Raw genomic sequence first — 22909 nt, 5'->3', positions numbered from 1 at the left:
CACCCCTTATAAGTCATGCCAGCTGTAATCATCATCTGAATCATCCTGCAGCGCATGAGGTAAGTGTTCATCATCTTTATTAATGTGCGAGAGTGCGTTGTATTCGAAGTGTTCAAAGTAATCACTGATAAAGTTAGACAACACAAAAAGCGCTATAGCAGAAGCCATTACTAAGTCATCGTGACAGCCTTCCTGGGCGTTTGTTGCCCCGTCATCTTCACGTATGTAAGTAATGCACTCACTGATTAGCGCTTTATCTCTCGTTTTGATTTGATTTTCTCTGATTAAACTTGCCATATGATCTATGATTAAAGGTTTCGTTTTCTTGTTGGTCAGGAATCCTAACTCTTTAGTTGTCTTATCCGTTGCTTGGTCATATTTCTCCATCTGGAACACGTTATGATAATTAAGCTTCTTCAGCTTGTTAATGGTTGTAAATCCGTGATTGTTCTTCTCTGGTGCGATTAGAGCCGTATTGTAATACTTAGCTAATCTCACTAATTCATCAGCGTATAGGTCAGGGTCAATATGTCCGTGCCACTTAGCTACCTGTTCATAGGTTTCTGCTTCCCATACCGTAGCAGCTGAATAGTCTCCAGTTAATTTCCCTTCTGATGTATCAGCACCAATCACATAGCGCTTACCAACTTTAGGATGCTCCCATACTTCAAGATATCCCTTATCCTCTTGGATGAATGATCCACGCTCAATATTCCCTCGCTCTCCCTGTGTGGCTGCTTGATACCACTTGTTAAGAACAGGAACATGGAATCGTGGTCTTCCGCTTGTTAGGAAGGCTTCTTCATCATTAGAAGGATATTCTTGTTTAAACTGCTCCACATCGCCACCACAGTTATTCCGGATGGCCCAACGGCGCCAGACTAATTGACTGTCTTTCAGATTGTATAGCTCTTTCAGTTCCTTCTCTTCATCCGTTAAGGTGAAGTCACTCGGAACATCCATGTTATATTCATCATGTTCATACCAGGGAAAGAACATTGCAACGAAGTCATTCTCTCCACGCTTTGCCTTCTGCCACATATCATAGAAGTAACCACCCACACCATTTGCCGTACTCTCGATAACTGCCATGGTATTAGCTGTGTTCGGGATCGCTTGCATCAGACCTAACATAACCGTCTCTGCATTATCCCAGAAAGCTACCTCTGAAGCGTGAAGGTTATGGATAGTGGATGATCTCCCAGCGTCTAAGTTCTTCGCTGTATCAATCTTAATCTTACTTCTAAGCCCTGGAGCTCGCTTCTTTTCATCTAAATCCGCTGTAGGATTCTCAAAGATGAGCTCTTTAGCATTGGAAGCTTTCTTCATCGGCCTTAACAGCTGCGGTAATTCCTCATAAAACAGCTTAGACATATTAAAAAGGTTAGTGGATGCTTCTTCCTTATGAGCAATAATGAAACTGTTCATAAGCTTAGTTGTGGCAGTCTCATAAAAGATTCTGCCTTCTGTCAGTGTACTGAAGCCCATCTGACGTGCTTTAAGGATAATGATACGTACTGGCTTGCCTTCTCTCTTCAGCTCGTTTATTTTCTCATTTAAACGCCGCTGTGAGGAGTTAAGCTTGAAGTGAACCATGTCACCTTTTTTCGTACGGATCTTTAAGAACTTCTGCATATAGCTTTCAGAGTCTTTTAAGATGCGTTTTAGCTTCTCTTTACTCATCCTCTAATTCCTCTAATAAAGATTCAAAGGAATGGGTGTTAGCCACTTCCCGTTTCTCGATGAAAGCAGCGTTTGTTTTCGCTATATACTCAGAAGCTTTTAAACGGTGTTTTAAGTCCACTTCTCCATCCCTAACAGTTTCACTCCAGAAGCGTTTTATCTCTTCCATATCGGCTATCCTGTCACTCTGCAGGCTATTGTTACGTTCTTCTATATATGTTGCCACCTTAACATTTCTTAGCAAACGACTGGCAGAGGCTTCAGCAGCATTCCCTTTCGCTTTATACCCTGCCTCAATGTAAGCTTGCTTTGCATTACCTGAAGCAATGTATAGATCAGCGAATTTCTTTTGTTGTTCAGATAACACAAAACATCACCTCGCTTACTTCATTGAATGTTGAAGTTTATATCCTTCCAACTCCCATACTTTATCTACAATTCTCTTTGTGCAGATTTCAGCACCAAGTTTAATATCGTAATTAGCTGGATCAACACACGCTGAACTTTCTGTAATTACAAAACCACTCGGTAATTTGCAAGAGACCACTGTACATTTATCAAACGCAGTCGATATTTCAAATTCTGAATTATCCATGATTTTCTGAATATGCTCCTGTGTCACTTTATTATTACTCATCGTTTATTTTCCTCCACTTCCATCCAGTATTCTTTTTCCTCTGATACTGTAACCGGCTCATACTTAACAGGCTCTGCTGTCATTTCTTTATATTCCTGTATATCTTTAGCCATCGCTCTATTTAATAAGTCCTGGCGCTCTTCTCTCCATAGTTCCTCTAAACTTCGCTGGTGCTGCATACTTAACACTACATATGTGATAAAAGCAATTAGGATTAATGCTAATGCTGTTAGGTATATCATTTAATCACCTACTTCCATTTGTTCCCGTTATCCCATTTAGTTTCATCCCACTTAGGCTCTTTTGTAGTACCCATCTATTCACCTGCTTCCTGTAAAGGGAATTCCATAAAGAATTTTTCTTTAAATCGTTTTATCACCCTATCCAAAATGCTTTTCACCTGATCCACTCCACTTCTATACTCCGTTTCCCCTTTATCCCACTCAACTTAATCACCGCTTGACTAGGGAATGACTCATCATAAGAGAACTTCTTCGCATAGCTTTCTGTATCCACTAATGTATTCCCACATAAGAACCACCGTTTATATTCTTTTACCTGATGATTGTATGGGTCTATGTGATATTCCTTGTATGGCTTTGCATATTCCTTGTGCCAGTGTCCGCAATACATCACATCAGCAGTAGAACGTTTCATCTTCTTTAAGTTTCTCTCTGCCGCTGCTATGGTTGCTCCTGACCCTGTACCATGGAACATTTCAATGGAGTAGAAGTTCTTGTTTGCGCTGTACCCTACTACCCCTCGATACTTTAAGTATTTATCCTCTATGCCAATCATCTTACAGAACATCAACATGAGATCTATTTCTGTTTCATCCTCTGTGCGCCAGTCATGATTACCCAATGTCACCCCATCAATCAAATCTGCATACGGTTTAAATATCTCTACCGCTAAATCAAATTGCTCTTGTGGTGTTAGATGCTGGTCCTTCTGACTGCCCTTACTGTGCTTCGTAATGTTATGAAATAAATCCCCATTCAATAAGATCCTGGTGTTTTCCCTATTGGAATCTATAAAGCTTAGAATCTTATTCTTTAATTCCTCATTTACTGCATGGCTCCCTAAATGCCAATCATTGAGACACAGGATATTCCATTCTTTATGTGGCTTTAACTTCTTCCTTATAAACTCCAATAGAGATTCACCACCCATAATAAAAAGCACCCATAAAGGATGCTTTAAAACATTTTTAATTGTTCACCAAAATCTAAAAACCCATCTTGTTTACTATTATTACATCTGTAACAGAGCAATTGAACGTTGTTTAACGTGTGTGTTCCACCATGATTTAAAGGAATTATATGATCTATCGTTGGTGATGTTGGTTTCGGTATTTGAGTACCTTTTATATAAGAAAATTTCTTCTCTGTATTGCACCCACAACACTTACACTTATAACTCTCTACCTTAAATACTTCATCTCTAGAAACGAATACATCATTTACTTCATCATGTATTTTTCTTTTTCTTACTGTATCTCTATTTCTACATGTATCAGAACAAAATTTATTCAATTTATGAATCTTTACAGCGAAAGAATCACCACAAGCCCTGCAATTCCTTTTTACAATTAAATTTTTACACTTATCACAAAATCTATATCTACCCTTAACGGTATTTTCCCTACAATTCACACACTCGTGAGTAACAGCTTTCTTATTGGGTTCAGGTAGGTAACCAGGTGTTTTATTGAAGTATACCAAACACCTTCTAGAACAATATTTTTTATTGCTTCTTTTACCTTCTATTTTTACACCACAATTAAGGCAAACCTTAGTTTCCGGTTGTTTCCTTTTATACTTTTTGTTTTTACATTCCTTACATACGGAATAATAGAATGCTCTTCCGTTTTTCTTATTCCTATAAAAGTATTCTGATGTTTCAGGTAATTCCCTTTCGCATGTATTACATGCTTTCATTTTCAGGACAACTATGTTATTATTCAATTGTAATCAACTCCTAATTAGTTGGTTATCATGCTCTAGGGTGTTCCCGCACCGCTAGGGCTTTTCTCATGTCTTAATTATACCAAATTTTAACCTTAAATACCATTACAAACCCTTGATATATAAAGGTTTTTATCTCCTGCACCCCTCTTTGTGCAAATGGTTTTAAAGGAGATATTTACCCGCCCGAAGGCACACCAAAATAAAACGGCGATGCTGGACCCAATCAGCACCGCCGTCTTTTCACTTTGTCGAATTTTGAAGGATTTACTGCGCCTTCACGCAGACTCTTTAAAACAGAACGTTTACCAAATCCATCAGAATATTTGGTTATAGACCATTTTCCGATAGTCTTTGATATTACCATTTTATCTAGAAAAAACGTGCCATGTAAGGCTTTTTTACTGCATTATTCTGCCATTTTTTTTAACCCGCATCATATTCAAAATTACCTTCACCGTCAATTACTGATGGTTCTTCTTCTGCAAAGTTAATATTCGCCTTAAACTTCGGCCTAAAGTCTCCATCACCATCTGAATATAAGCTAACCATTTTACTAGATCCAACGCTCCCTAGCTTTTCCATCGTTTTGAGCATAGACATAAAATGTGGAATCCACCGCTCTTGCATCTGGCATTCAACAACAAATTTCTTTTCCACGTTTGCCACCCCTTCTTAAATAAATCCAAACGCTTCCGCTACAACTGCAATCATTTCCCGCTTCAACCTGTAATACGTCCTATCCGGTATATCTAAATCTGAATATACATCCACATCATACCGGCCTCGCAAGAACTTCTGGTCCCATATTCTTTGCTGTATAGGCTTCAAGGAGTGATAAACTACATTCAACTTTCTCATTGTCAAAAGGTGTTCTTTTATTTCTATATTCAGTTCAGCAATTTTTTCTGTTTCACTATGAAACTGATTACCTCTTTGCGATTCACTTGGCTGATAATTAACAGTCATCTTGTGCTCTGCATCCATTTTCTTTGATTCAATTATCGCTTCCAAGTTCTTATAACTGCTTATAAGCTTCTCTGTCTTGCGTTTTACTTCTTTGCTTAGTTTGGTATCTAAGAAAGCTAATTGCATTTAAACTCCCCCTTTAGCTACCTCTTTTAGATGGTCATATTTCTTTTTAAGGATCTGTATCATTTCCTGTGTAGAGATATAAGCATTCTTCCACCGCTGCGCTTCTGCTTCTGTCAGAGCTTCTTCCTGCCTTGCTTTAGCTCCGATAACCTCTGCTGCAGCTTCTCTATCCTTTGCTGTTTTAATCTCCATTCCAGCCGCTTCAGCACCGTATACAATAGCACTTGCTATGGTTTCTCTTCGTTTGGCTTCTGCCAACTTCCAGGCTTTCGTTGCATCTGCATGGAATCGCCCGATATATTCAAGTATCTGTCCGTAAAGTGAAAGTTTGTCCATTAACTCTTTGGGTAAGTCCTCATTAAGAGAACTCACCCTGCTATATAATTCTTGGAGCTTTTCTGTTCTGGTCATTTATTCACCTTCTCCGAAATCGAGTAATTCTTCATAACCACATGACATACATTCAATTGAAATATCATAATCATCCATACTTTCATAACGTACCAACTCGAACCCAACATCATTTGAATGGCATTCATTACACCAAACTTCAAAACTCGCCTTGATTTCTATCATTTTTTCACCTGCTCTATCAAATCGATAACTCGCCACTTCAATTTATTAAAACTTTCGCCTAATTCCTTATACCTTATCAATTCCTCTTCCTTTGTGTTTCCCCTCATATTCCATCCGGAAGCCAACCCTAATGCAAAAGTAAGTATTCCCAAAAGGAAAAACATTAATGATTCAGTCATTTCTCCACCAACCCCTTAAACTTATCTAATGTCATGCACACTATCCATTGCTTGTTATCCGTTCTCAATGCCACTGCATCCGGTCTTTCCCGTTCATCCTCTATCCACTCATACAGCTGTTTAAAACCACTCTTGCGCCTTTTCACTTCCCACTCTAGCCCTAACCCTATAACATCATTTCGATAGCCTTCTTGCGCCCCTGATAACGGCACACGATGACCACCTATTAACTTAGCAAACTCTCTTTCCGCTGATTGTCCTTTTCTCCTGGATTTAAGCCCGCTCATCGCTTATCCTCGTATATCTGCTGCAGCTTCTCTGTTGACAGCGTTTTAAGATACTCCATCGAATAATACGTAAACGATTCAAGCCATGAAATTAATTCCGCTCTGGTCATTTAGCATCAACTCGTTTCTTGCTATCTTCTGAATTAAATCCATTTGGAAACCGCTTCATCAGCTTAGTTACATTCATTGTGGCAACCTGTTCTAATGTGAATCCTGCTAAGTTTGCCAGATTAGCCACATACCACATGACGTCTCCTAACTCTTTAGCGAGCTCATGACGATTCATTTCATGTCCATGAAAGACACCCTTCTTAATGTGATCCGCTACCTCTCCCGCTTCTCCTGTGATTCCTAGAGCATAATTACATAAAGCCTGTGGCTGTGGTAAATCCTCGTTATGTGTTCTTTTCGCTAATTCCTGGTATTCATTTAATTTCATGCCGTTTCCGCCTTCCCTGTGTTCAACATTCCTAATTCTTTTATTGATGTTTTATATCCGCACATTTTGCTTAATCCGTTATTAATCTGCCTGGCGACTGCTTTTCTTGATTTATCCATCATCTGTCCAATTTCTGTACTACTGTATCCCTTCAGGTAAAGCAGCAGCGTTTTTCTTTCTAACCGAGTTAAAGGCTGCATACTTTCTTCAAGTGATAACTTTCTGATGACTTCCCTCTCTACATTCGTTGTAGAAGGGAATATTTCAACGAAACTTTCACCCTTTTCATTCCGCTGGCAATCTATACTTTGGATATTTTCATATACTTTTCGTTTGCCGGCCTTCACCCTGTTCTCTTTATCCTTTAGATCACTGTACATTCGCATATGAGCAAAGAATAAGAAGGAGCTCTTTCCAGGAGTGAACTTTTCAATTGATGTAAACAATGACATGCGGCACAGCTGCCTTATATCTTCCTCAGGCATCCCTAACACATCAATGGCAATTCTGGTATGTTTAAACCGCTTAATAATGGTTTTGGTTATTAGCCCTTCAAATTTATTCCGATTTAATAACTCTGTGACCACCCCACTCAATAAATGAGTAGGGCAATCAATATCATTGGCTACAATATCCGACAACTGTTCAGAGGTCGCTTTTGAATAGTCCATGTTATTCACCTCAGAACGGCAGATCATCATCTGAAATATTTATTTGTCCATCATTTTGAAACGGGTCATCCTGTGGCGTATTTGAAGCCCCTCTGTTGCCGTTGTTTGGTGCAGGAGAGTTATTGGTCTTAGAAGGGAAATCAAAGCCCTCTACGACTACCTCTGTAAAGTATTTCTTGCCGTTTTCTGAATCCCAAACTCTATTTTGCAACTTTCCTCTGATTCCGAACTTATCACCTTTTTTCACATGATTTGCAATGACCTCTCCGAGCTTCCCGATTACAACAAAGTTAAAGAAATCTGATTCATATTCACCTTGTTGGTTTTTAAAATCCCTTCTTACTGCAAGAGTTCCATTTGCAATAGGTGTGCCTTTTTGGTTATAACGGATTTCTACTTCCTTAGTTGCGTTTCCAGTCAATACGATTACATTCATTTGTAATTCCTCCTAATTAACATGCTTCCATGTATTGTTATTAACGGCTTCTCTTATAGCAGCTCTTGAAACCTGATATTTGTTAGCTAATTCTGTTTTGGTATTTGTTTTTGCAAGCTTTCTAATTTCTTTTACATCTTTTTCTGTTAATTTGCTTTGTCCATTCTTAGAACCTAACGGGAACAATTTATTTTTTCTCGCATCTTCCATATTTTCTTTTTGAGTACCCATCGCTAAGTTTTCTACTCGATTGTCATACGGAATGTCATTTAAGTGTCTTATTAACAAACCTTCTGCTATTTCCCCTACAAACACTTGATATACTAATCTGTGGATATATAACGGTTTAGCTTTACGACCAAACCTCACATAAACATGCCCTCTTTTTGTTTTACTTCCTTTAATCTTTCTGAGTTCTCGACCCATAACCTTGCCGTGCCGCCCTTTGTTTATCCATTTAGAAAAGACATTACCTGACGAATCTACGAAATAACCTTCATATCCGGGAATAGGCTTAATCATGTTCGCTTGACGTTCGCCCCTTTCGTTGACGTATACTGTATAAATGGTGATTTATTGCCTTTTTCTTGTTTGAGCTAAAACTTATCACCGTTTTCATCAAGATTCCGCTCTACCCAATCTTCAAACCATTTCCTTACTTCTTTCAGTCTGTGCGCTTCTCGATGGCAGCTTAGACATATTGAAACTCCGTTCCTTTTGATTCCTTCCCCGCCTTGCGATCTGTATATAACGTGATGTGGTACTGCTTCTAAATGGTATGAACCGCACCTTACACATTGGTAATTATCACGCTCCAGGATTTCTTTTATTGTTTTAGTGGAGAATTTACCTTTGTCACCCCTCTTAGGTGCTTTCCGCTTTCCCTTTAACTGGTCTGCTTTACTGTAACTCCTGACTTCGTTAAACATTTAGCACCGCCTTCACTAATTTTAACGATATGTTCACAAAGACCTTGAGGGATTACTGATCTATCCTTAGCATTCTTCAATCCCTGCGTACCTGTCTTGGAACCCCTTGGAGCTGCCTCATGGCACGAATCCCCATTTTTACACATTGGCTTGAATTGAGGATCAGTGTGGTTCGTCCATATATCTGTTGGTTTCATCCTGAAACACCCATACTGACAATAAGTGACCGTGTATCTAGGTAACATTTGGACAAAATCCATTTTCCTCATGCCACCCCGTGGGTTTTCGATGAACCAGTATTTCGGCCTTAATCTTTGAATCAAATAAAGCGTGTGTTTCACCAATTCGTCTGACACTTTAGCGAACTCACTTTTCGGCAAGAGGTTTTCGTTATCTTCTCTTGTTCGATGGTGCGATATTGCTGCTATACTGTAACTTGTACAAGGTGGACTCGCCCATATGATATCCGGTCTACCAAACTCTTTTAATATCATTTCTGGCGTTACCGTTAAAACATCAGCATACATGCTGATATTCTCATGCTGCTCATCAAGTTCGATCGTATATGCTTCATGTCCAGCAGCTTCAAAAGCTTTCGACATACTCCTGGTTCCAGCAAACAGTTCCAATACCTTCATATCCACAACTCCACTAACTGCCGTAAGGCTTGGTTTTCTTTCTCATACCGTTCAAGTGTTACCCTTGTCTGTTCCAGGGCCTTCTTTTGATTCTCCACCGTTATATCTTTTTGCACTAATTCATGCCGGGTATCAAGCAGCTGGTCATGGTATTTTGCAGCCAGTTTCTTTTCTGCTTCCAGTTCTTTACTTAGTTCGTCCACTAAATTACGTAAGTCAGCAGCAGTATCCATTCAAACCCGCTCCCTTCCGGTTAATTCTCGGAACCACTTCTCATCCTTTGTATCTAATGCCATGCTCACTAATTCTTGGAGATCGTCTGGATGGATAGCTGTGTCTACCGGCTCAACATTATAAAAGGTGGTTTCTCTGAACGGATAGTAAAACTCTTTTACTCCGGTGTTGTATACTCTATATACTTGCAGTACTTTATGTGGTTCACCGACTTCTACTAAATACCCATAGACTGTGTATAGTGACAGCTTTGATTGAATCCATGACCCAGATTTCAAGCTTTCTCCCCCTTTTTATAACCTTTCTGGTTCTTCACCTGTAATCTTTTTGTATTCGTCATAACCAAACTCTTTTTGACTTCTATGGACCCTTCTTATAGCCCATAAAGATAAACTTTTTAATTCTTTGTTTTCTTCTTCAAGCTCACAAATATGGCAACTCCGTTTTAATACACCATGCTCTTCACAAATATTAGACATTACTTCACGCCCCTTTTCGCAATAAGCTCTTGCTTTAGCTTCTCAATGGTTTCAAGTGAAGGCTTTGGGTTGATCTCCTGCATGAAGGCTTTCAGTCTTGCTTTATAATCTATTTCCTCTTGTCCTCGAATGAATTTTTCAGCCATTCTTCTCTCTCCATTCCATGAGCTTATTAAGGTTGAACATTGCTTTCTCCAGGTCTTGCATTCCGTTCTTTTCTTTGTGCCGACTTACATACTTGATGATATTTCCGATATAAAACCCTTCCACTACCGTTACATTTGATTCTTTTGGGAAGTGCTTTTCTAGGTATCCATTCACATCTATTTCGTTTTTGTGGTAGTGATTAGGTTTGTTTATAATGTCCTCTGGCATGTTTTCGTAATTTATATTCGGCAATGGTTCACAATTCTTGTGAAGGTCATTCATAAAGTCGTATGCTCCACGCTCTAACTCATCCATTTTTTCGCACCTCGTATTCTTGTAAATGTTTATTCACATAATCCCGGTGTTTGGGGTTGAAGAATTTATGTAAAGCTTCTTGGTTGTCTGTCATCTTCAGCACCCCTTTTTCATACACCGCAAATTCAATTAGTAACTTTAAGCTGTAATGCTTTCCTTTAATGGCTTCGGCATAGACTTCCCTAACCGTCATATCTGCGCTCTAAGTTGACGAATTTACTGTATTCCTTCACGAAAGCTAAATTAACTGTTCCAAGGGATCCGTTCCGGACTTTAGCTGCAATAACTTCCACGATGTTTTTGTTTTCTGTTTCTTTGTCGTAGTAATCATCACGATGGAGAAAGAGGATTTTATCTGCATCCTGTTCTATCTCTCCGCTATCCCTTAAATCAGAGAGCATAGGGCGCTTGTCCTGGCGTTGTTCGACTCCCCTAGATAGCTGGGCTAGGAGAAGGACTGAAACCTTCAAATCCCTCGCCATGCGCTTTAAATTACGTGTTATTTCACCAATCTCTAAATGGCGTTCTTTCCTGCCGCTGCCCTGTACCAATCCAAGATAATCAATGACTACCAGATGCCTTCTTTCAGGGTGCTTGTTCATGTTCTGTTTTACCTTTGACCGGATTTCCTGGACCGTCACCTTTGAGTTGTCATAGATTGCAAAATTGTTTTTAAATCTTGCAACAACCCCCTGGGCTTTTCTGTACTTATCCCAATCCTCTTTATCAAAGCGCTGATTTGCATTTTTTATTTTCATGGAATTAATGTTTCCGATGTTACATATCATTCTAGTGAGTAAGGACTTGTCCGACATTTCAAGTGAGAAGAAGTTTACAAAGTGTCCTTTTAAACAGACATTCGTTGTGATCCCCAAAGCGAAAGCTGTTTTCCCTACTGATGGGCGAGCTCCTAAGATGATTAATTCTTCTTCGCTTAGTCCATCAAGTAACTGGTCTAACTCTGTGTAACCTGTCGGAATGCCGTTGATACCGTCCTTCTCTGCTTCTATATCTTCGTTAAGGTCAAAAAGCGTTTCGATTAAATCAAACTCACTTTCTTGCCCTTGTTCCAATAGTTCATTAATTTCTGCAATTGCCTGGTTCAGTTTCTCTATATCTTTAGGGGTATGAACTTCTTCCAGGCCTTTTAGCAGCTCTTTGGATTTACGAATCTTAAATTCTTCTAAAACATATCTTTCATAGGTTTTAAAATTCGATTCCGTGGTAATAATGTTATATAAGTCGGCAAGGTAGTCACTCCCACCAAGAAATAACAGCTCTTGCCCTATCTCTGTATTTAGTGATACAATGTCGATAAGAATATTTTTCCTTTCAAGCTGTCGCATAGCTTGAAATATTTTTTTATGTGGCAAATAATCAAAGTGATCTTCGTTTAATGTGACTTCTTTTATGAGGTCACCTTTTTTTATGATGCAGGAAAGTAATGCCTGTTCATTGTTTTCTATATGCATTCTTTTCCCACTCCTTTATTTGATCCAAGATGTTTGACTGATAAGCAGCATGATTTCTTTCCCTTAAATCTGCAATCGAAGGGGGAAACTTGCTTTCTAAGATGAACCTTTCAGCATTCCTCATAATTACCGCAGGATTTTGGTCTTTAAGCAACCTGGTCCACGTATCCACTTTTTCACTCGTTACTTCGAATAGAGGATAAGCGTATTTAAGGATTTTAAAGACTTCTTTAACCTGATCCCTCGTCACTTTATAAACCCTCCCAATCTATTTGCTTGCTAGTCTCTTTCTTTGAGTTCTTTCGTTCCCAATTCAGAATGGTTAGGTAATCACTTTTGTACTTCTTTCCAGTAGAGCCTTTATAGAGATTAAGTTTTTCAATCCTGTCTTTGGCTCCCTGTTCTCCGAATTGTTCTGTAAGCTTTTCATATTCTTCAAGAGACATAGAAACATATTCAGCATATTTATTTTTACTTTTCTTTTCTTTTCTTTTCTTTTCTTTACTTTGTGTACTTTCTACCCCTGTTTCTTGGGTAGTTTCTGCGTCAGAAACCTCTTCTTTTGTCTGTTGGTACTTATCACGCATCTTTACACGCTTATCCACTACTACAGAAGCTCTTTTCTTAATGCCCTCTGATGTTAATACCTTTCGTTCTTCATAAGCTTGTCTGTCAAAACAATCTCTCTTCAAAGATGTTTCCAGCATTTTGAGGAATTTATCCTCACTTACTGACACCTTTTTGGCGAGTATCTGAATAGTTTCTGCATCAGAAACATCTAATTCAAACTGTTTTGTGCGGTAGATACGCTCCAGTAATATGAAGTAAAACGCATAACCGTCATTGCCATACAGCAGCCGAAGTGATTCAATCTTTTCATCGTTTACCGCGTCTGTATCATGCGGGAAGTAGTCCATTCCTTCTTTTTTTGGACGTGCCATTATCACACCTTCCTTTATTTCCTTAAGGTTAATAGTTCACCAATTTCACATTTAAATGTCTTACAGATCCCCTCAACTACCTCTGGATCAATCTTCTTACTCCTATAAGTGTAGAAAGAATGTAACTTCCGATAATCCACCTCCGTTTTTTCAGATAGATGAGTGATATTGCGTATGTCATGTTGCTTCATCAAAGGTTTTAAGTTGTGCTGGATTTTCACTCCAAAGCCCCCTTCTTTATTATTACCTTCATACCTAATTTTACTACAATTGTACTAAATTAGCAATTAATAAAAATTATTTTTGTAATAAATTTGACTACCTTACGAATATGTTTTATTATAAAGGTGAAAATTTTTTACACAAAAAGGAGAATATACAATGAAAGTTAAGAATAAACTAGCTGTTCGAATGGCTGAGAAAGGAATTCGCAGCGTATCGGAGCTTCATCGTATGATTCAAGATAAAGGAATGACAATGAGCCGAAGAACATTAGATAAGTTTTATAACAACGAATCTAATCGTATAGATTGGGATACTCTTGCTACTCTTTGCACTATCCTGGAACTTAAAGACGTTGGCGAATTGCTTTACCTGGAGGATCCCGACTCAAACTAACCACCCCTTATCAACCTAATATCGTATTACGAAAACTTATTAAAAAAGGAGAATACACATGGCCCATATACGTAAAGACTCAAGCAAGCCTACAACTACAATTTCTTTAGAGGAAAAGCTTTTGGCAATGGTGGAAGACTACAGATTTTCAAAAAGAAAAGAAAACCGTTCCGCTGCTATCGCTGATCTACTCCAGATGGGATTAAAATATGCAGAGTTAGTTGAGAAAAAGAAAGCTAGACAAGCGCTTGGATGAATCAATCGAGCGCTTTTTTATTTGACCTTGAAGAAGGCTTCTGTCCAAGGTTCAACTTCGATAACTGCAGATTTCATTAACTCCGCTAATTCCCTAATTTCCCACTGCGCTTGTTTCGCTCCCCGTTTCGAGTAAAACTCCAGGATAGAACGAAGATTGCCGGTTAAGACTAAATTGCAAGTGGCTGCGTTTGGTAAGACATATCGTGCATCTTCTGCTACTACTCCATTTGCTCTTAATTCATTATAAATTCGCTGTATTTCTGTCATTGCAAAGTCATAAGCTGCATGAGTTTTAGGATTTTTTGAAATGGATTCAGGTGTTACATATTCAAATCCACCACTCTTAGAATCGCTTTCTAGCTTTACATAGCGTTGAGACTGTACACTAAAAGAGAAATGCCTGTGTCGTGTAATTTGGGCTAATAAAGAGCGTGAAACACCTTCTATAGCAAAGGTAAAGTTAATGTGTTCTAATGTGCTTGTATGCCCGCTCTTGACGATGTGGCGAAGTAATCTGTCTGCATCTGTGCCGCCTTCTCCATCTTTAGCATCAGTGCTGAAATACTTTTCACCTTCCAGTTTCACAATCTCGCTTGGTTTGTTGTGACTGTAACACGTACGGATAGCAGAAAGAGCGATTGCTTGTCCGTCTGAAATATCTCCTTCGTTAGTTGATCTATAATAAATCCCGTCAGTTGTTCCAAGAAAAACCTCATCGTAAAATTCGCATGATAATTGAGTGTGACCTATTAATTTAATTTGCATTTTAATTCCTCCAGTATATTGCTGTATTTTAGTGCGCTAAATGTTCGCACTGCGACATAACTAGAAAACTTTTACTCCTTCATCTGTTATAACTTCAATGTTTTTATAATCCTCGTGATTTTCAGGGTATCTTCTGCGAATCCATACGTCACAAACTGTCCAAGACACACTTGAATATAATGTTTCGTTAGTTCTTTTATTTACCACATAATACATTTTTCAACGCTCCTTCCTTATTGCACAATATATGTCAATTGTTCATCAACGATCTTCTAACATCGTTCAAAGCATCTTGCCTTTTCCTGCTAACCATTCCTTTGATTGAGCCCGGATGGAAAGAAGCCTCTCTGTTATCGCTCAACTCAGCTGCGTACTTTCTTAGTTGTGTTGTCCTTTTCTTCGCCCTTGGAATGGAGTTTAACAAGCCTTCTTCTTTTTTCTTTTTAACCCAATATTCATAAGATGAGCGCTTTACGCCAAACTTAAAAGCTATTTCCTTAGTTGTATAGTTTGATAGACGCATTTGATTGATTTCCTCAATGTGTTCGTCTAATACATCTGTTTTCTTTGGCATATCCTTTTTGCCGTACTTGTTTAACAAACCGTTTTTCTTTTTCCAGTAATACAGCATCATGCCGCTGTTTTCGCTGTAATGAAACATTCTGAGTAGTTCGCTATCTGATACACCTTGTTCCTTTAAGGAAAGGTACTCTTTAACCGTTAGTTCCATTTAAAGCTACCTCCCTGCGGAGTCTTGCCACCCATACGGAGTGTGAGGAATTACCGTCATACTGATACCGGCCGTAATAGGAGCGCTTGTACACCTTGCCGTCATGGTGCAGCTGTTTCTTGGCTTTAAGGATGAATCCACGGTCTGTAAGGTCTTTAATTGCTTGATTTATTTCGTTTTCCCGCTGGCGTGTGATGGTGATCTCATTGAATCTTTGTCTACCCATGGATAACACCGGAGAATAAGACGTATAGAATGAATCCCATGAAGACCCAACCTGCATAGAGCCAGAAAGGACGATTGTGGTCTAAGAATACTGAAACTTCCTCATCAGTCACTTTCAGCTTCTTACCTTCCTGCTGCAGTCGGTCCAGCTGTACTCTGATAACATGTTTGTTGGTTCTATATTTGTGTGCTAACGATTCTAAGGAGTATGTAGTGCCATCTTGTAAAGTGTTATAAATATCGCTTCGTAAAGGCTGCATATGGTTCTCTCCCTTGTAGGGGCTAACGGGAAGTTAACCCCTGGATAGTTAACTGAATCTATCTTGTGTTTCCTATTTCTAATACTCGCCTGTTTCTATTTTGCTGATAAGCGATTGAATATCATGTATTACATGTAATTCATTGGTGTCATCTGTTCGCTCATAAAACTCTTCTAAATTCTTTAATTCAAGTTTTAAAAGTTCCCATTGTTTCTCAGCAATTTCTTTCTTGTCTTGCATTTCGTGATAATCACCGTACTTTTCAACGAAAAGGTTACAAGGTCCAACCGTTAAAGCGCCTATCGGGTCTTTAGTTTTCCACTGTCTACTTGCTTCCTGCATGATATATCCAAACTGATGTTGATTTCTTGCTATGAAAGCCTGTACCTGATCCAAATTAACTCCTCCTACCTTTTGTTTCATTGTTCACTCTTCATATATTTAAAAGTCTCCGCCATCTTTTCTACACTTCCGTTAAAGAAATGGAATAAATAGTGACGGTTAGCAGCTGTTGCACGGTCTAACTGGTCGTTCAGGTCAACGATTTCTTCTATGAGTTCGTCTACTAGTCGGAGTTCATCTGCGTTTATGTTTGGAGAGAGGGCGAAGCAAGACCTGATAAGTAGTAAATCTTCTTCTCTCATGATGGATCGCTCCTTACGCTGATTTGTTTTCTTTCTTCGCAGCCGTAATCCAACTATTTACTTTTGCAATGACAGATTTAGCTTCTTTAGAAGTTAATAACGTAATATCCTCAATTCCAAGAGCCTGATAAACATCTGTATCTGTTTTGCTTCTTAATTGGGCAAATTCCAGGACCTTAGTTTTCAACTCTCCTACTTCTTTAGATGAGATAGGGTCGGGCTTCCGGTATGTCTGCGCCTTCTCCTGGAATGAATCTGGATCATCTTTATCTGTGGCAATGTTGAACTGTTTTAAAATAAAGTATTTTTCCGCATACGTAAGACTTTTCCCTACACCTTTTTCTCCGCTATCAACACCCTGACCATACCAAGGGCAAACAATTTTTTCGTCTGGATTTTCTGCATTAACCCATGTAAATTCAAGGTCCAGCTCTGTCATATATTCTTTTGCGCCTTTATTTGTCTTGCCTTCAATCAAGTTATGACTCAACACCTTGCAAATAAGCAGTAATCCTAATTCATCCATCTTTGCTCTGACAGATGCTAAAACTTGCGAGCTGCCTGTATATTGATACTGATGGCCTTGTGACTCTTTTTTTAGGTACGGAACCGACTTCCTCACTTCGATTAATTTTTGATATATATTCAAGCTATCTTGCTGTTGTTCCATTTGCTCCACGACCTTTCGTTGGTAAAATCAAATCCTTTCCTGTCCAACCGTATGCAATCCTGCTTGTAATGGTTTTTCTGCTAAGTCCAGCAAATGCAGCCCATTCTGCCAATGTTTTAGTGACGCCATTTATTTCAATGAAATGATTATTTCTACGGTTGTTATTTTGGGTTTTGCGTTCTGCCCATCTGCAATTCGTTGGTCTATAATCTTCGTTGTTGTCTATACGATCAATAGTCAAACCTTTTTCATAACCGTTATTTATTGACCATTCGTAAAAATTCTCGAAGTTTTCTAACCAACCCTCACAGACAGAAATCCCTCTACCTCCGTAATTTTTATAATCTTTTGTGTTAGAGTTGTAACATCTATTTCTTATAGCTCTCCAGATCTTGTATAAATCGGTCTTAGATTTGCCGTGAGTACTGTTGTTTTTGCTGTGAAACTCTTTACGATGGCAACCGCAGCTAATGCTTTTACCTCTCCTAAGGTTTCCACCAATAACGCTTTTGATAGTTCCGCAATCGCATTGGCAAATCCACGATGTGTAATTTGATTCTTTATCTCTCATTAGGACAGTCCATCGACCAAACTTCTCTCCTTTCATCTGGATGAAGTTAGTCAAAGTGTTCACCCTCCTCAACGTGTACTTCTAAGCCTTTGCTTTGCCATTCAACTACTTGCCATGAAGAAACTTCCCTTACTCCGTTTGAGACCGGAAGAAAGTATTTCCCGTGTATGTGGTAAACCGTTATTGTACTCATTGGATAAACCTCCTATAATAAGGATGTAATGTTTTTTAATGGACTGACTTCTGTGGTCGGGGTCAGTCTTTTATTAATTCTGGGTTTTCGTAAATGTTTCCGATTACTTCCATATCACGATTAGCTACAACCCAACCATCTTTATCAAAACTATTGCTTAATCGTTCAAGCTTCTTATAACCGTGGTAATTATATGGAACAGTGAAACCTGCATACCAATATCCATAGACCACCTCACCGATTGCGTAAAACTCTCCGATTTCTCTATCTTTGAATTTCTTTTTGATTAAATCCCCTTCATAAATCTCCTTGCCGTTTTTATCTTTTAGGCCAGTAAATTGCATTGTTACCACTCTTTCGTGTTCAAGATGTTCATTAAAATGAAGTTTAATTTCATCCCAACTGTACATTCTGTCTTGTGTATCTAAATCCCAAGCCCTAAACTTAATCTCACGCACTCTCTCCAGCTCCCTCTATTCGTTTAATGATTTCTTCATATTCCTCAACTAACTGCTGCTCTTTAGCGTTGCAATCCTCCAGGGTTCTGATGGATTCCATGTAGCTGTCAATTTTGTGGTTGTTTTTGCTGATTTGGTCTATGTGGTGGTTCATATCTTCTTTAATGCGTTGTAAGGCGCTTTTCATTTATAACTCCCTCCCATAAGACTGTTATCCCGCTTAAATCGTGCGTGCGAGTGAAACCTTCCATGGCTGAATCAATCCAACTAAGGTCTGCTCCGTTATCGAATTCAAGTTGAAACTTTTCATAAATTTCATCTGCATCAGGGAGAACACCATCGTTTTCATACCTGTCATTGATATAGGCCCAGATGTAATTTCTAAGCATATTTATCAATCCTTTGACCGATGTGTTCAGAGCCTGATAAATCAACATCTTCGATTAGATAACCTTTGAACTGTTCATCTTTGAGTTTGTTTGCTAATTCAAGGATCTCTTTAGCGAGTGAGTGTGTAGTATCAACCACATGCTTTTTGCCTTGGTTATAGACTTTTAAGAAATCTGAATCATTGAAAGGCTTATCTATGTCACTTTGGTGTGTGTCTAACATTGATTCGAGTTTGTAGGCGAGATAAGCTAATTTGGTTTTGTCAGTCATTCCACCGGATTCTTCTTTTATTTCTTGCGTGCAATCAGCAGGAACACATTCAACAACTTTTCCTTTCTCATCACACTTAACAACTAGCATTTTGCGACCGTCATAATCGCTTTTGTAAGTGTCGATTACAATACCTTCGTTTACCTGTCCCCGAAAATTGAATTTTACTTTCATTTCTCTTCCTCCTTTATGGTATTGAAGTATTTAGACCAATCATTGGTGAGGATCTCTTTATGCAGCTGTTCGATTATGGTCATTGTTTGGCTACTACCTTGAAATTGCTTTTTTTTACTACTCTTTCTTGTACATCCTCTAGAATTTGAATGGCTATATCGATTAGGGATTCAAGGTGTTGCTCCCTTGACTCAATTTCTTTTCTTGGACCGTTATTGTCGATAATGGTTACTTCATAAAACGGTTTTTTATCTTCGAATGCTGATTCTAATACTTCGATCGCTTCTGTTAATCGTTTGATAGTTGACATTTAAATAACCTCCGTGGTTAGTTGCAGCTCTTTCATGAACTTGTTAACAAAGTAAATCTGGCCTTTCCCAGTGACTTTAGGTGTGAATTCGGTTTTCATTTCTCCATTTGAACCAGAGCGAACATATGGCTTTAGTTCAAACAAACCTTTATCCAAGCTTTTTTGAGTTGGTTTGTTATACATAGCTCCTAGTTTCTTGCAGAGATAACCATTATTTCTAAGCCATTCGAATAATCTGTTTTGACCAATATCAATTCCTTTTTGTTTTAATAACGTTGCTAAATCCTTTACTAAGATGGAGTTCTTAGAAACTTCAACTGCTTCTGCAAAAACAACTTTTGGACGTTGTTCTACAATTGTCTGTTCAGCAGCAATGCGCTTTTGCTTTTCAACTTTTAGATTTGTGAGTAATCCAATCATAAAATCAGGATCATTAACTGTTTTTTCTAAAACCTCATCAGTCATGTATGCTCCATGTTTTCTGATAGTAGGGATGACTTCGTGCGTTATCCATCTTTTGAATTTCTTTGCTTCTGATTTACGACTTCCTAAGATTAATGAGTAAAGACCAGGTTCATTAATAATTGTCACTTCTTGCCTTCCGCCTAGGGTGTCGATTAAATCTACCCCCTTCTCATCCTCATCAAGTCGAGATAATGCATCACGATTATTTTTGATTTCTAAAACTTCACAAACATCTTTAGCAACAAACCAAGGTTCTCCATCCTTAACAACTGTTCTTAGTACATTTGCTCCGTATTGGAATACTTTTGTTAGTTCGTTCATTTCTTCATCTCCTTATCAGGACGCCTTTTCTAACCATCTGAAAAATGCATCGCGATTAACTCTTTTTAGTTTTTCGCCGATTTTGACACATGGAAATCCAGGTTGATCCATTAACTCATAAGCCTTTCTTTTTCCGATTCCCAAAATCTCCATGACTTCTTTAACAGTTAAAACAATTGGGTAATCTTCTTTACGTTTCACCAGTTCTTCCTCCTTTTTGTTAACCTATAGGGAAACTAGTTAGGTAAAAAAATTTCCTCTACAGTCGCTTCTAATGCTTTGGCTATTCTTATAGCTAAAACAACATTTATGTTTCTCGTCTCATTTTCGATTTTGTTTATATACGCTTCGCTCATTTTAAGTTTTTCTGCCAACTGCTTTTGTGTGAGACCTAATTCTTCTCTGCGTTCTTTCATGCGGTTGGTCACTTCATCACCCCTTTCTTAATTTCCCTATGGGGAAACTTTATAATCCTTATTATACTCATGTTTCCCAAAAGGTCAACAAGTTTCTGATAATTTCTTTTAAAGATTTTTTAGGTCATTTAGTTTCAATAGGTAAAAAAAGTAAATCCAAACTCTTTTTATAAGTTGAGATTTGAGACAAAAAAACGCATAATATGTATGTTGCTTCTTATTTAAAGTAGTAGGTGGTGAGAGATAATGTTTGAAGAAGTGGGTTATCGTATAAGGGAGATAAGGGAAGAAAAAAAGATAACGCTTGAAGAGTTAGGAAACAAGATTGGGAAATCAAAAAGCTTTATTTCCAAATTGGAAACTGGGAAAAAGAAAATTAATTTAGAAAATCTTCAATTGATAGCTAGTGCACTTGATGTTGATATGATCGAGTTTCTTTCTGATAAAGAAAAAGTACGAAATCCATTCACCGGAGAAGATGATTGGGCTTTTGTAGTAAAAAGACTAAAAGATAGAGGTTTTTCACCAGGAGAAGTGTTTTTGAGGATGGCTCAAGAAGAGATAGAAAAAGATAAAAACAAATAATTTAACATTATATTCCTCCTTATCCACAAATAAAACACAATCGACAAATTTAGCCCCTCTTTGTCGAAATAAGACATATCGTAAATTGTTTCCCTACTGGTAAAAAAGTTATATAATGGCTTTAGAAGCATTTGGGAACATTTGTTCGCGTCTGTTCGCATTTGGGTTCTGTTCATTTCGAGGGGGCTACTAACATGAGAAAAATTTTAAGGGTTGACGAATTACCAGAAGGCTTCATCTACTTTACCGCAACACACATTGTTGAAGGAACTGGACTAAAATACAATGACGAGGTGAAGAACGATGAAGGGTTACATCAGGAAAAGGGGAAAAACTTATTCTTACACTGTAGATATTGGGAAGGATCTCAAAACAGGAAAGAGGAAACAAAAAACGCGGTCGGGATTTAGGACAAAAAAAGAAGCGCAGGCTGCGCTTGCTGAGTTAATTAATAATGTTGAGAAAGGTTCATACATCGAACCAACTAAACAAAAGCTACAAGACTTCGCTCTTGAATACCTTGAAAAATCGTACAAGAACAAGGTAAAGGCTTCGACGTATGAACGATTACATTCTTTATTATTAAATCAAATTTTCCCATGGTTTGGCAACATTGGTCTAAAGGATATAGATCAATTTTTAATTCACCAATTTTACGATGAAAAGATTAAGGAAGGGTTATCTTCCTCTTACATTCAGAGAATGCATGAAGTTATTAATATGTTACTGAAGATTGCTTATAAATGGGAGCTTATTCCAAAGGATATAGCGAGTCTAATAGAAGCTCCTCGCCTTATGAAAAAGGAAATGAAAGTGTGGTCAGTCGAACAAATTAATGAGTTTTTAGACCATACCAAACACTCCAGGTATCATCCAGTTTTCTATTTAGCTGCATACACCGGGATGCGCAAAGGGGAAATCCTTGGTTTAACTTGGGATGATATTAATTTTGAAGCAAAAACCATCAAAGTGAACAGAACGCTATACAAGATTAAAGGGCAGTTCCTTTTGCACGAACCAAAGACCAAACATTCCATAAGAACTATATATATGGATGATGATTTGGTTAAAGTGTTAAAGAAACAAAAAGCCAAACAGAATGTTGAACGAATGAAGTATCGCGGTGTTTACAAAGAGCATAATATGGTATTTGCGCAAGAATCAGGTGAATTCGTATATCCATCAGCTGCAAACATCCTATTTGTAAGGTATATTAAGCAAACTGATTTACCGGTTATTCGTTTTCACGATTTAAGGCATACTCATGCGACTATTCTATTGCAAATGGGAGTAAACCCTAAAATAGTTGCTGATCGTCTTGGGCATTCATCTGTAAAGATTACATTAGATACTTATTCGCATGTATTGCCTTCTATGCAACAAGATTTATCAGACCAATTCTCAAAAGTGATGAAAAGTGGTCAAAATGTGGTCAAAGATACAAAGAAGGCATAGGAAACC

47 protein-coding genes and 1 pseudogene are annotated in these 22909 nt (G+C 38.2%); 4 read left to right on the top strand and 44 right to left on the bottom strand.

Going from position 1 to position 22909, the window contains the following annotated elements; all coding sequences use genetic code 11:
- Positions 1-6: 6 nt before the first annotated feature.
- The 28 genes from MKY20_RS11495 to MKY20_RS28685 form a co-directional block, all read right to left on the bottom strand.
- Positions 7-1683: a phage terminase large subunit family protein gene (locus MKY20_RS11495; protein ID WP_341001093.1), complete on the bottom strand. Its 1677-nt coding sequence runs from the start codon at positions 1681-1683 to the stop codon at positions 7-9.
- Positions 1676-2050 (bottom strand): terminase small subunit, encoded by a 375-nt coding sequence (locus MKY20_RS11490; protein ID WP_341001092.1) that lies wholly within the window; start codon positions 2048-2050, stop codon positions 1676-1678. The genes MKY20_RS11495 and MKY20_RS11490 overlap by 8 nt, the downstream gene beginning before the upstream one ends.
- Before the next feature lie 15 nt (positions 2051-2065).
- Positions 2066-2320 carry a Gp49 family protein gene (locus MKY20_RS11485; RefSeq protein ID WP_341001090.1) on the bottom strand — a complete coding sequence of 85 codons (255 nt, stop codon included), beginning with the start codon at positions 2318-2320 and terminating at the stop codon, positions 2066-2068.
- Positions 2317-2562: a hypothetical protein gene (locus MKY20_RS11480; RefSeq protein WP_341001089.1), complete on the bottom strand. Its 246-nt coding sequence runs from the start codon at positions 2560-2562 to the stop codon at positions 2317-2319. The genes MKY20_RS11485 and MKY20_RS11480 overlap by 4 nt, the downstream gene beginning before the upstream one ends.
- Before the next feature lie 154 nt (positions 2563-2716).
- Positions 2717-3493: a metallophosphoesterase gene (locus MKY20_RS11475; protein WP_341001087.1), complete on the bottom strand. Its 777-nt coding sequence runs from the start codon at positions 3491-3493 to the stop codon at positions 2717-2719.
- Between the two features lie 26 nt (positions 3494-3519).
- Positions 3520-4287, bottom strand: coding sequence for an HNH endonuclease (locus MKY20_RS11470; RefSeq protein WP_341001085.1), 768 nt, complete (start codon positions 4285-4287; stop codon positions 3520-3522).
- Between the two features lie 426 nt (positions 4288-4713).
- The gene (locus MKY20_RS11465; RefSeq protein WP_341001083.1) at positions 4714-4947 is read right to left on the bottom strand and encodes a hypothetical protein; all 234 of its coding nucleotides are present in this window, start codon (positions 4945-4947) and stop codon (positions 4714-4716) included.
- A gap of 15 nt (positions 4948-4962) precedes the next feature.
- Entirely contained in the window at positions 4963-5382 is a 420-nt protein-coding gene (locus tag MKY20_RS11460) for an ArpU family phage packaging/lysis transcriptional regulator (protein WP_341001081.1), read from the bottom strand.
- Entirely contained in the window at positions 5383-5793 is a 411-nt protein-coding gene (locus tag MKY20_RS11455; protein WP_217032946.1) for a hypothetical protein, read from the bottom strand. It abuts the gene before it with no gap.
- On the bottom strand, positions 5794-5958 hold the full coding sequence (locus MKY20_RS11450) for a hypothetical protein (protein WP_341001080.1): 165 nt from the start codon (positions 5956-5958) through the stop codon (positions 5794-5796).
- Positions 5955-6137 (bottom strand): hypothetical protein, encoded by a 183-nt coding sequence (locus tag MKY20_RS11445; RefSeq protein ID WP_341001078.1) that lies wholly within the window; start codon positions 6135-6137, stop codon positions 5955-5957. The genes MKY20_RS11450 and MKY20_RS11445 overlap by 4 nt, the downstream gene beginning before the upstream one ends.
- Entirely contained in the window at positions 6134-6424 is a 291-nt protein-coding gene (locus MKY20_RS11440) for a hypothetical protein (protein WP_341001076.1), read from the bottom strand. Before MKY20_RS11440 ends, MKY20_RS11445 begins: the two co-directional genes overlap by 4 nt.
- 106 nt (positions 6425-6530) lie before the next feature.
- Positions 6531-6863 carry a nucleoside triphosphate pyrophosphohydrolase family protein gene (locus tag MKY20_RS11435; RefSeq protein WP_341001074.1) on the bottom strand — a complete coding sequence of 111 codons (333 nt, stop codon included), beginning with the start codon at positions 6861-6863 and terminating at the stop codon, positions 6531-6533.
- Positions 6860-7534: a sigma-70 family RNA polymerase sigma factor gene (locus MKY20_RS11430; protein WP_341001073.1), complete on the bottom strand. Its 675-nt coding sequence runs from the start codon at positions 7532-7534 to the stop codon at positions 6860-6862. The genes MKY20_RS11435 and MKY20_RS11430 overlap by 4 nt, the downstream gene beginning before the upstream one ends.
- A 10-nt stretch (positions 7535-7544) precedes the next feature.
- On the bottom strand, positions 7545-7970 hold the full coding sequence (locus tag MKY20_RS11425; RefSeq protein ID WP_341001072.1) for a single-stranded DNA-binding protein: 426 nt from the start codon (positions 7968-7970) through the stop codon (positions 7545-7547).
- 12 nt (positions 7971-7982) lie between these two features.
- Complete coding sequence (locus tag MKY20_RS11420; RefSeq protein ID WP_341001071.1) at positions 7983-8492, bottom strand: HNH endonuclease; 510 nt, start codon at positions 8490-8492, stop codon at positions 7983-7985.
- A 74-nt stretch (positions 8493-8566) separates the two neighbouring features.
- Positions 8567-8899 carry an HNH endonuclease gene (locus MKY20_RS11415; RefSeq protein WP_341001069.1) on the bottom strand — a complete coding sequence of 111 codons (333 nt, stop codon included), beginning with the start codon at positions 8897-8899 and terminating at the stop codon, positions 8567-8569.
- Complete coding sequence (locus MKY20_RS11410) at positions 8857-9537, bottom strand: DNA cytosine methyltransferase (protein WP_341001068.1); 681 nt, start codon at positions 9535-9537, stop codon at positions 8857-8859. Before MKY20_RS11410 ends, MKY20_RS11415 begins: the two co-directional genes overlap by 43 nt.
- Positions 9534-9770, bottom strand: a complete 237-nt coding sequence (locus MKY20_RS11405) for a hypothetical protein (protein WP_341001066.1) — start codon at positions 9768-9770, stop codon at positions 9534-9536. Before MKY20_RS11405 ends, MKY20_RS11410 begins: the two co-directional genes overlap by 4 nt.
- A complete protein-coding gene (locus tag MKY20_RS11400) occupies positions 9771-10049 on the bottom strand; it encodes a hypothetical protein (protein WP_341001063.1) in 279 nt (92 codons plus the stop codon).
- A 15-nt stretch (positions 10050-10064) separates the two neighbouring features.
- Complete coding sequence (locus tag MKY20_RS11395; protein WP_341001062.1) at positions 10065-10250, bottom strand: hypothetical protein; 186 nt, start codon at positions 10248-10250, stop codon at positions 10065-10067.
- Positions 10250-10396 (bottom strand): hypothetical protein, encoded by a 147-nt coding sequence (locus tag MKY20_RS11390; protein ID WP_341001061.1) that lies wholly within the window; start codon positions 10394-10396, stop codon positions 10250-10252. Before MKY20_RS11390 ends, MKY20_RS11395 begins: the two co-directional genes overlap by 1 nt.
- On the bottom strand, positions 10389-10712 hold the full coding sequence (locus tag MKY20_RS11385) for a DUF3310 domain-containing protein (protein WP_341001060.1): 324 nt from the start codon (positions 10710-10712) through the stop codon (positions 10389-10391). Before MKY20_RS11385 ends, MKY20_RS11390 begins: the two co-directional genes overlap by 8 nt.
- Positions 10705-10905, bottom strand: a complete 201-nt coding sequence (locus tag MKY20_RS11380) for a hypothetical protein (protein WP_341001058.1) — start codon at positions 10903-10905, stop codon at positions 10705-10707. Before MKY20_RS11380 ends, MKY20_RS11385 begins: the two co-directional genes overlap by 8 nt.
- A complete protein-coding gene (locus tag MKY20_RS11375) occupies positions 10895-12184 on the bottom strand; it encodes a replicative DNA helicase (protein ID WP_341001056.1) in 1290 nt (429 codons plus the stop codon). Before MKY20_RS11375 ends, MKY20_RS11380 begins: the two co-directional genes overlap by 11 nt.
- Positions 12165-12434 carry a replicative helicase loader/inhibitor gene (locus MKY20_RS11370; RefSeq protein WP_341001054.1) on the bottom strand — a complete coding sequence of 90 codons (270 nt, stop codon included), beginning with the start codon at positions 12432-12434 and terminating at the stop codon, positions 12165-12167. Before MKY20_RS11370 ends, MKY20_RS11375 begins: the two co-directional genes overlap by 20 nt.
- A 1-nt stretch (position 12435) precedes the next feature.
- Complete coding sequence (locus tag MKY20_RS11365; protein WP_341001053.1) at positions 12436-13125, bottom strand: DUF4373 domain-containing protein; 690 nt, start codon at positions 13123-13125, stop codon at positions 12436-12438.
- Positions 13126-13139: 14 nt separating this feature from the next.
- Entirely contained in the window at positions 13140-13346 is a 207-nt protein-coding gene (locus MKY20_RS28685; RefSeq protein ID WP_445293098.1) for a helix-turn-helix domain-containing protein, read from the bottom strand.
- A gap of 160 nt (positions 13347-13506) precedes the next feature.
- Here MKY20_RS28685 and MKY20_RS11360 point away from each other — a divergent pair, with 160 nt between their 5' ends.
- Complete coding sequence (locus MKY20_RS11360) at positions 13507-13743, top strand: helix-turn-helix domain-containing protein (protein ID WP_341001051.1); 237 nt, start codon at positions 13507-13509, stop codon at positions 13741-13743.
- Positions 13744-13801: 58 nt separating this feature from the next.
- Positions 13802-13999 carry a hypothetical protein gene (locus MKY20_RS11355; RefSeq protein WP_341001049.1) on the top strand — a complete coding sequence of 66 codons (198 nt, stop codon included), beginning with the start codon at positions 13802-13804 and terminating at the stop codon, positions 13997-13999.
- Positions 14000-14016: 17 nt separating this feature from the next.
- Here the strand turns inward: MKY20_RS11355 and thyX are convergent, their stop codons facing one another.
- The 16 genes and pseudogenes from thyX to MKY20_RS11275 form a co-directional block, all read right to left on the bottom strand.
- Positions 14017-14766, bottom strand: a complete 750-nt coding sequence (gene thyX, locus MKY20_RS11350) for an FAD-dependent thymidylate synthase (protein WP_341001048.1) — start codon at positions 14764-14766, stop codon at positions 14017-14019.
- Between the two features lie 250 nt (positions 14767-15016).
- A complete protein-coding gene (locus tag MKY20_RS11345; RefSeq protein ID WP_341001046.1) occupies positions 15017-15496 on the bottom strand; it encodes a hypothetical protein in 480 nt (159 codons plus the stop codon).
- Positions 15480-15722, bottom strand: coding sequence for a hypothetical protein (locus MKY20_RS11340; protein ID WP_341001045.1), 243 nt, complete (start codon positions 15720-15722; stop codon positions 15480-15482). Before MKY20_RS11340 ends, MKY20_RS11345 begins: the two co-directional genes overlap by 17 nt.
- 337 nt (positions 15723-16059) lie before the next feature.
- Positions 16060-16377: a hypothetical protein gene (locus MKY20_RS11335; RefSeq protein ID WP_341001043.1), complete on the bottom strand. Its 318-nt coding sequence runs from the start codon at positions 16375-16377 to the stop codon at positions 16060-16062.
- Positions 16378-16400: 23 nt separating this feature from the next.
- The gene (locus MKY20_RS11330) at positions 16401-16625 is read right to left on the bottom strand and encodes a hypothetical protein (RefSeq protein ID WP_341001041.1); all 225 of its coding nucleotides are present in this window, start codon (positions 16623-16625) and stop codon (positions 16401-16403) included.
- 13 nt (positions 16626-16638) lie between these two features.
- The gene (locus tag MKY20_RS11325; RefSeq protein WP_341001039.1) at positions 16639-17295 is read right to left on the bottom strand and encodes an ERF family protein; all 657 of its coding nucleotides are present in this window, start codon (positions 17293-17295) and stop codon (positions 16639-16641) included.
- Complete coding sequence (locus MKY20_RS11320) at positions 17276-17920, bottom strand: hypothetical protein (protein WP_341001037.1); 645 nt, start codon at positions 17918-17920, stop codon at positions 17276-17278. Before MKY20_RS11320 ends, MKY20_RS11325 begins: the two co-directional genes overlap by 20 nt.
- Positions 17913-18059, bottom strand: a complete 147-nt coding sequence (locus tag MKY20_RS11315) for a hypothetical protein (protein ID WP_341001035.1) — start codon at positions 18057-18059, stop codon at positions 17913-17915. The genes MKY20_RS11320 and MKY20_RS11315 overlap by 8 nt, the downstream gene beginning before the upstream one ends.
- Before the next feature lie 62 nt (positions 18060-18121).
- Positions 18122-18517: a YopX family protein gene (locus MKY20_RS11310; protein WP_341001034.1), complete on the bottom strand. Its 396-nt coding sequence runs from the start codon at positions 18515-18517 to the stop codon at positions 18122-18124.
- A complete protein-coding gene (locus MKY20_RS11305; protein ID WP_341001032.1) occupies positions 18510-18704 on the bottom strand; it encodes a hypothetical protein in 195 nt (64 codons plus the stop codon). Before MKY20_RS11305 ends, MKY20_RS11310 begins: the two co-directional genes overlap by 8 nt.
- Positions 18679-18906: a hypothetical protein gene (locus MKY20_RS11300; protein ID WP_341001031.1), complete on the bottom strand. Its 228-nt coding sequence runs from the start codon at positions 18904-18906 to the stop codon at positions 18679-18681. Before MKY20_RS11300 ends, MKY20_RS11305 begins: the two co-directional genes overlap by 26 nt.
- On the bottom strand, positions 18899-19351 hold the full coding sequence (locus MKY20_RS11295) for a hypothetical protein (RefSeq protein ID WP_341001029.1): 453 nt from the start codon (positions 19349-19351) through the stop codon (positions 18899-18901). The genes MKY20_RS11300 and MKY20_RS11295 overlap by 8 nt, the downstream gene beginning before the upstream one ends.
- 79 nt (positions 19352-19430) lie before the next feature.
- Complete coding sequence (locus MKY20_RS11290) at positions 19431-19661, bottom strand: hypothetical protein (protein ID WP_341001027.1); 231 nt, start codon at positions 19659-19661, stop codon at positions 19431-19433.
- Positions 19662-20447 carry a phage antirepressor gene (locus tag MKY20_RS11285; RefSeq protein WP_341001026.1) on the bottom strand — a complete coding sequence of 262 codons (786 nt, stop codon included), beginning with the start codon at positions 20445-20447 and terminating at the stop codon, positions 19662-19664. It lies immediately after the preceding gene.
- A gap of 15 nt (positions 20448-20462) precedes the next feature.
- Positions 20463-20633: pseudogene (locus MKY20_RS11280) on the bottom strand (helix-turn-helix domain-containing protein); the annotation flags it as partial.
- A gap of 50 nt (positions 20634-20683) precedes the next feature.
- Entirely contained in the window at positions 20684-20875 is a 192-nt protein-coding gene (locus MKY20_RS11275) for a helix-turn-helix transcriptional regulator (protein WP_341001025.1), read from the bottom strand.
- Positions 20876-21109: 234 nt separating this feature from the next.
- Between MKY20_RS11275 and MKY20_RS11270 the strand changes: the two genes are divergently transcribed.
- Positions 21110-21448 (top strand): helix-turn-helix domain-containing protein, encoded by a 339-nt coding sequence (locus MKY20_RS11270; protein WP_341001023.1) that lies wholly within the window; start codon positions 21110-21112, stop codon positions 21446-21448.
- Between the two features lie 303 nt (positions 21449-21751).
- Complete coding sequence (locus MKY20_RS11265; protein ID WP_341001021.1) at positions 21752-22903, top strand: site-specific integrase; 1152 nt, start codon at positions 21752-21754, stop codon at positions 22901-22903.
- The last annotated feature ends 6 nt before the right edge of the window (positions 22904-22909 follow it).

Source organism: Cytobacillus sp. FSL W8-0315, from assembly GCF_038002905.1.
Classification (GTDB): domain Bacteria; phylum Bacillota; class Bacilli; order Bacillales; family Cytobacillaceae; genus Cytobacillus; species Cytobacillus pseudoceanisediminis.
Note: the sequence above shows the minus strand (reverse complement) of the source record. Positions and strands in the feature narration are given on the sequence as shown.